2 protein-coding genes and 1 pseudogene are annotated in these 6,484 nt (G+C 72.7%); all 3 read left to right on the top strand.

Annotation, left to right across the window (positions count from 1 at the left end; all coding sequences use genetic code 11):
• A pseudogene (locus VF697_RS37330) lies at window positions 1–3,381 on the top strand (excinuclease ABC subunit A); the annotation flags it as partial.
• A gap of 165 nt (window positions 3,382–3,546) precedes the next feature.
• The gene (locus tag VF697_RS37325; protein ID WP_331102711.1) at window positions 3,547–4,305 is read left to right on the top strand and encodes an FHA domain-containing protein; all 759 of its coding nucleotides are present in this window, start codon (window positions 3,547–3,549) and stop codon (window positions 4,303–4,305) included.
• 17 nt (window positions 4,306–4,322) lie between these two features.
• A complete protein-coding gene (locus VF697_RS37320) occupies window positions 4,323–6,362 on the top strand; it encodes an FHA domain-containing protein (protein ID WP_331102709.1) in 2,040 nt (679 codons plus the stop codon).
• Window positions 6,363–6,484 lie beyond the last annotated feature (122 nt).

The raw sequence follows: 6,484 nt of genomic DNA, 5'->3' as shown, positions 1-6,484 counted from the left end.
AAGGACGCGGAGGCGCCCGGCGAGGCGGACGGAGTCGACGGCCTGGAGGCCGTGGAGCGCGTCACCTTCGTGGACCAGTCGCCGCTGGGGCGCACCTCGCGCGGCAACGCGGCCACGTACACCAAGGCGTGGGACCGGATTCGCGACCGCTTCGCCTCCGAGCCCGAGGCCGAGGTGCGGGGCCTCACCTCGGCGCACTTCTCCTTCAACGTGGACAAGGGGCGCTGCGAGGCCTGCTCGGGCGAGGGCTACGAGACGGTGGAGATGCAGTTCCTCGCGGACGTCTCCCTGCTGTGTCCCGTGTGCCGGGGCCGCCGCTTCAAGGAGGAGGTGCTGGCCGTCCGGCACCGGAGCCTCTCCGTGGCGGACATGCTGGAGCTGACCGTGGACGAGGTGCTGGAGCGCTTCGCCGACGACAAGGCGCTGGTGCGCGCGCTGGGGCCCGTGGCCCGGCTGGGCCTGGGGTACCTGCCCCTGGGCCAGCCCTTGTCCACCCTCTCCGGGGGTGAGGCCCAGCGCCTCAAGCTGGCGCGCGCCCTGGCCAGCGAGGCCCAGGGCTCGCTCTTCCTCATCGACGAGCCGAGCGCCGGCCTGCATGACGCCGACGTGCGCCAGGTGCTCGCCGCGCTGCACGCGCTGGTGGAGCGGGGCGCGAGCGTCCTCGTGGTGGACCATGACCTCGTGGTGATGCGGGGCGCGGACTGGATCATCGACCTGGGGCCGGGCGGTGGCCGCAATGGCGGGCGCCTCGTGGCCGAGGGGACGCCGGCGCAGCTCGTCGCGCGGGGCGAGGGCCTCACGGCCAAGGCGCTGCGCGGGGAGCTGGGCGAGGGGGTGGTGCCGGTGCGGCGCGGGAAGGGGGCCGCGCCGGTGTCTCACGCCATCGAGGTGGAGCACGCGCGCGAGCACAACCTGCAGGAGGTGTCCTGCCAGATTCCGCTGGGGAAGATGACGGTGGTGACGGGGCCGAGCGGCTCGGGCAAGAGCTCGCTCGTCTTCGACGTGGTGTTCGCCGAGGGCCAGCGGCGCTTCCTGGAGACGCTGACGCCGTACGCGCGCCAGTTCCTCCCCACCATGCCGCGCCCGGACGTGGAGCGCATCAGCAGCATTCCTCCCTCGGTGGCCCTGGAGCAGCGCACCTCGCGCGCGGGCGCCACCAGCACCGTGGCCACCGTCACCGAGGTGTCCCACTACCTGCGCCTCCTCTTCGCCAAGCTGGGCCAGCCCCACTGCCCGCGTGACGGCGAGCCCATCGCCGCCACCACGGCCGAGGCCCTCTACGCGCAGCTCACCGGGACGAAGGGGGAGGGCAGCGTGCTCGCCCCCGCCGTGCGCGCGCGCAAGGGCACCTACCTGGACGTCTTCGCCGCCGCCGCCCGTGCGGGCATCGAGGCCGCCATCGTCGATGGCAAGCCCGCCTCCACCGACCAGCCGCCCCAGCTCGTGAAGTCGCGCGAGCACGACATCGACCTCGTCATGTACGAGGGCAAGCTGGCGAAGCTGCCGCGCGAGGTATTCGACAAGGCCCTCACCTGGGGCAAGGGCGCCGTGAAGGTGCGCACCCACGGCAACAAGGAGACGCTCCTGTCCAGCGAGCGCACCTGCCCCAGCTGCGGCTTCTCCGTGCCGGAGATGGACCCGCGGTGGTTCTCCTTCAACACGAAGCAGGGCCGCTGCGTGGACTGCGAGGGCACGGGCGTGGAGGGGGGCGCCGAGGCGCTGGCCGAGGGCCGCTCGGAGCCGTGTCGCACCTGCGAGGGCTCGCGCCTGGAGCCGGTGCCGCGCGCCGTGAAGCTGGAGGGCTCGCGCTACCACGAGGTGGTGCAGCAGTCCGTCACCGCCACGCTGGAGCAGGTGCGCGGGTGGAAGTTCCGGGGGGACCGGGCGCTGCTCGGCGAGCCGTCCCGCCAGGAGCTGCTGCGGCGCATGGAGTTCCTCGACCGGGTGGGGCTGGGCTACCTGTCGCTGGACCGGAACGCGTCCACGCTCTCGGGCGGCGAGATGCAGCGGCTGCGCCTGTCCGCGCAGCTCGGCGCGGGCCTCACTGGCGCGATGTACGTGCTGGACGAGCCCACCATCGGCCTGCACCCGCGTGACACCCACCGGCTGCTGTCCAACCTGCGCGCGCTGGTGGACACCGGCTCCACCGTGTTGGTGGTGGAGCACGACACGGACACCATCCGCGCGGCGGACCACCTCATCGAGCTGGGGCCCACGGGGGGCCGGGGCGGCGGGCGCATCCTCGCCGAGGGCCCGCCCGAGAAGGTGCTCCAGGTCGAGGACGCTCCCACGGCCCGCGCGCTCCGGGAGCCGGCGGTGCAGGCCGCCGTGGACCGGGGCGCTCCGGCGAAGTGGATTGAGCTGAAGGGCGCTCGCGCCAACAACCTGAAGGGCGCGGACCTGCGCATCCCGGTGGGTCGCCTCACGGTGGTGTCGGGTGTGTCGGGCTCGGGCAAGAGCACCCTGGTGCGCCAGGTGCTGTACCCGGCCCTGCGCGAGGCGCTCGGACTGGTGACGTCGCGGCCGGGGCCCTTCAAGTCCCTCACGGGCGTGGAGGCCATCCGCCGCGTGCTGGCCGTGGACCAGTCGCCCATCGGGCGCACGCCGCGCTCGGTGCCGGCCACCTTCCTGGGGCTCTGGGACGAGCTGCGCCGGGCGTTCGCCGCCACGCCCGAGGCCAAGCTGCGGGGGTTCACTCCGGCGCGGTTCTCGTTCAACACCGCGTCCGGAGGCCGGTGCACGGCGTGTGATGGGCAGGGAGCCATCTCGCACGAGATGTCCTTCCTCCCGGACGTCGTCACCCCGTGCGAGGCCTGCGGCGGGGCGCGCTTCGATGCGTCCACGCTGGAGGTGCGCTACCACGGGCTGACCATCGGCGATGCGCTGCGCCTGTCCGCCGACGAGGCCAAGGACGTCTTCCACGCAATCCCCAAGGTGGCCGGGCCGCTGTGCTGTCTGTCCGACCTGGGCGTGGGGTATCTGCAGCTCGGACAGGGGTCCAACACGCTGTCGGGTGGAGAGGCGCAGCGGCTGAAGCTGGCCGCGGAGCTCACCGCCTCCACGCGCCACGAGCCCACGCTGTACGTGCTCGACGAGCCCACCACGGGCCTGCACCTCGGGGACGTGTCGAAGCTGATCTCCTTCCTGCGCCGGCTGGTGGATCGGGGAGACACGCTGGTGGTCATCGAGCACCACCCGAGCGTCATCGCCTCGGCGGACCACGTGGTGGAACTGGGGCCCGAGGGCGGCGAGGCCGGTGGGCTCATCGTCGCCGAGGGGACGCCGCGGGAAGTGTCTCGGCTGAAGACGGCCACGGGCCGGGTGCTCAAGGCGCTGTTCACCGCCGAGGAGCCGGCCCGGAAGGTGGCGCGGGGACGGTGAGCCTCGTGTATCCTTGCGATCTCGGGAGTCGATGCCCCACATTGGAACGCACGGGGCTCACCCCGAGGTCTGCAATCCCCGGGGGGGCTCGCGCGTACGGCTCCGGAAGCCCCCGTCCGGCTGGAGTTTCCTCCAGAGCGTGCCCTAGAGTCGGATACGCTCCTCATGCGCTGTCCTTCCTGCCAGAACGAGAATGCCGTCGGCGCCGCCTATTGCGACATGTGCGGCTGTGACCTGACGCCTCCCAAGCACGGCCCGGTCGTCGAGAGCGCTCCCGCGCCGTCGCCTCCGCCCCAGCCGGCCAACCCGCATCAGAAGCGTCACACCATCTTCGAGCCGGATCCGGCGGCGGCGCCTCCTCCGCCCGTCCCTCGCCGCAGCGCGGACTTCTTCGCCAATCCTCCGCCCCGGCCCACCTTCGATCCGCGCGACCCCTTCGCCGCCGCGTCCCTTCCACCCTCCCGTCCCGCCGCGCCCGTCGCTCCAGCGCCCGCCGTGGCCCCGGCTCCCGCGCCCGTCGCTCCTGCGCCCGCAGCTCCGCGCCCCAAGGCCCGGACGATCGTGGAGACAGCCAACGAGGGGACGGCCGCGGGCCTCATCCGTGGTGCCCTCTTCGAGTACCGCGGCCTCAATGACCCCGGGCGCGTCCACCCGCTGCGCGCCGGGCGCAACGTGCTCGGCCGCAACGCCGAGTGCGACGTGGTCGTCGACGACGGGCGCGTGAGCGGCCAGCACGCCTTCCTCTTCATCCGGGCCGAGGACGCCTCGTACATGGACGTCTCCAGCAACGGCTCCATCGTCAACGGGGCCGTCGTCCACGGCGAGCAGGTCGTTCTCCAGAACCACGCGGTGCTCACCCTGGGCGGAACGACCCTGGTGCTCGTCATCGTGCCCGAGTCCCTGCTGTCCCGCCGCTCCCCGTGAACTCCTCCGGAGGGGGGATGCACATCCATCGCACAGCCATCATGACGGCGGGCCTGCTCGCCGTGCTCCTCGTGGGGGTTTCCGCGAGCGCCGCCGACAATGGCCTCACCGTGCTCGCGACGCCGCCCGCGTCCGCCGGGCAGATGCGGCTCCAGCTCGAGGTCACCGACCCCTCCCTCCAGCAGGAGCTGCGGGCAGCGGGCGCCTCTCCGGAGCGCTTCCGCGTCGCCGTGGACCATGCCGGCGCGCAGGTCACCGCGCTCCAGCGGATGGCTGACACGGGGGAGGGGAGCTACACGCTCCTCGCCTTCGACCAGTCCGGCTCCTTCTCCACGCACTGGGCGCGGGCCTTCGAGCTCGCCAAGGCCTACGCGGGAGCGCTCGGTGCCCGTCCCCGGAACCACACCGTGGCGGTCATGACCTTCGGGAAGAGCAAGGCCACGCACTGCCAGGAGACGTCCGCCGCGGGCCTGGAGGCGTGCCTCGACAGGGTCCAGCGACTCGGGACGGGCCAGCTCGTCACCCGGCTCAAGTTCTACATCCAGGACGCCATGCGCGAGGCCGCTCGCAAGCAGCCGCTCTCCCAGGGGGGCTCGCGCGAGGTCATCGTCTTCACCGATGCCGGCGAGGAGTCGAGCGCGCTCAGCCTGAAGAAGCTCGTGGGCGATGCGCGCGAGCTCGGGGTGCGCCTCCACGTGGTGGTCTTCAGTGATGGCACCCGGGGCAGGGGCATCGCCCAGCGGCTCGATGAGATGTCCCAGCTCGCCGGGGGCACCGGGGGTCGCTACATCCAGGTGGAGGACGTGGATGCCCGGCAGGCGCTCGCGGGGCTGGTGGGCTCGCTGGAGCACATCTACTGGCTGGACGTGGCCTTCTGTGGCGTCAAGCGCGGGCAGACCTCGGACCGGCTCTTCGTGGAGGCCCTCTCGGGGCGCGCTCGCACCGCTTGGAGCGATCCCGTCTCCTTCCGGCAGAGCGCCGAGGGCCAGGCGACCGCCGCCTGTCCCGCCTCGGTCGCCACCGGGCCCTCCCCGACCCAGCCGGGGAGCGGGAAGGGCCCGACGTCTGGCGCGTCACCCCAGCCCGGTTCCACGCCGGGCTCCTCCGGGTCGGCCACCGCGCCCGGCACTTCCGGCTCCACGACGCGACCGGGTCCTGGGGTGGGCTCGCCGCCAGGCACTCCGGCGGGGAGCCCTGGCGCCTTGTCGCAACCCGGAACGGGGACGGGCACTCCCGGGACGGCGACACAGCCCGGAGGTGCGGTGGGTTCTCCTGGCGCCTCATCGCAACCCGGAACGGGAACGGGCGCTCCTGGGACGGCGACACAGCCCGGTGGCGGAATCGGGGGACCTGTCTCCGAGCAGGCTTCGCGCGGCTGGCCCTGGTGGTTGCTCGCGCTGCTCCTGGCGGGCCTGGGGTTTCTGCTGTTGCTCGTGCTCATCGTGCTGTTGTCCCGGCGCCGCTCGACTCCCGAGCCCGTTGCGGCTCCCCTCCCGGAGGCGAAGCCCGCGGCTCCTCCCGCGCCCGAGCCGCCCCCCGCTCAGCCCGAGCCGCCTCCGGCTGCTCCCGCGGTGTGGAAGGACCCCTTCGCCACGTTGCCGGAGACGCGACTGCGGGTGACCCGGGGGCCTCCTGGACTCGAGCCCTTCTACCGGGTCCACAAGTCCGCGTTCACCATCGGCGCCCGGGCGGGCGAGATGGATCTCACCGTGGACCTGCCCCAGCTCAGCGGCCACCATGCGACCGTGCAGCTCTTCAAGGCGGGCAACGTCTTCGTCAAGGACGAGAACTCCACCAATGGCACCTTCGTGGACGGACGCCGCCTGAACTCGGGTGAGCGCGTCCCGGTGAAGCCTGGGCAGACCATTCGCCTGTCGCAGCACCTGGAGCTCACGCTGGAGCAGCCCGGGCTCCAGCCCTCCGCCGAGCCATCTCCGGCCGGTGTGCCCATCGCCGCCGCGCCTCCCGTGGCTCCCGATGCACCGCAACCGGCCGCCGAGGCGCCTCGGGCGAAGGCCAGGACGATCTACGCACCCGCGAAGGGAGATGACGAATGAGCCTCCCGCTCTATATCCACGGGAGTACCGACGTGGGCCGCCAGCGCGCCCAGAACGAGGACTCCTTCCGCGTCGCCGCCCCGCCGGATGGCTCGCGGCTGCTCGTCGTCTGTGACGGCATG

The organism is Archangium sp. (assembly GCF_036388035.1).
Classification (GTDB): domain Bacteria; phylum Myxococcota; class Myxococcia; order Myxococcales; family Myxococcaceae; genus Archangium.
Note: the sequence above shows the minus strand (reverse complement) of the source record. Positions and strands in the feature narration are given on the sequence as shown.

Coding starts and splice junctions, on each gene's coding strand:
- VF697_RS37325 (WP_331102711.1), top strand. CDS start 3,547: ATGCGCTGTCCTTCCTGCCAGAACGAGAATGCCGTCGGCGCCGCCTAT.
- VF697_RS37320 (WP_331102709.1), top strand. CDS start 4,323: ATGCACATCCATCGCACAGCCATCATGACGGCGGGCCTGCTCGCCGTG.